Annotated in this window: 2 protein-coding genes; both read left to right on the top strand. The window is 64.6% G+C overall.

Features of this window, described 5'->3' with window-relative positions:
* Nucleotides 1-384: sarcosine oxidase subunit gamma (locus G9C89_RS24945; RefSeq protein ID WP_172153395.1), on the top strand; the 384-nt coding region annotated here is incomplete at its 5' end.
* A gap of 121 nt (nucleotides 385-505) precedes the next feature.
* Nucleotides 506-579 (top strand): hypothetical protein (locus G9C89_RS25350; RefSeq protein WP_256674384.1); only part of this gene is annotated, 74 nt, incomplete at its 3' end.

Raw genomic sequence — 579 nt, 5'->3', positions numbered from 1 at the left:
GATACCTCGCTGCAATGGCTGGGCCCGGACGAATGGCTGCTGATCGTGCCCAGCGGCAGCGAGTTCGCCGTCGAGCAGAAGCTGCGCGCCGCGCTGGACGGTCAGCACGTCGCGGTGGTGAATGTCAGCGGCGGCCAGACCCTGCTCGAACTGAGCGGGCCGAAAGTCCGCGAGATGCTGATGAAGTCGAGCATCTATGACGTCCACCCGAGCAACTTTCCGGTGGGCAAGGCGGTCGGCACCATGTTCGCCAAGTCGCAACTGGTGATCCGCCACACCGGCGAAGACACCTGGGAACTGGTGGTACGGCGCAGCTTCGCCGACTACATCTGGCTGTGGCTGCAGGATGCCAGCGCCGAGTATGGCCTGGCGATCAAGGCCTGAACTGTAGGGTGGACGACGCTTTTTTCGTCCACCGGAGGACACCCAAGGTGGATGGGTGAAGCGTCATCCACCCTACGGGAGGCGCGCACCGATCCACCCTGCGCCCTGATTGGAGAAAACCATGAGCCGCACCCCCGACACCTGGATTCTCACCGCCCACTGCCCGAGCGTGCTCGGCACCGTGGACGCGGTGAC

This window comes from Pseudomonas tumuqii (genome assembly GCF_013184545.1).
GTDB classification, from domain to species: Bacteria; Pseudomonadota; Gammaproteobacteria; order Pseudomonadales; family Pseudomonadaceae; genus Aquipseudomonas; species Aquipseudomonas tumuqii.
Note: the sequence above shows the minus strand (reverse complement) of the source record. Positions and strands in the feature narration are given on the sequence as shown.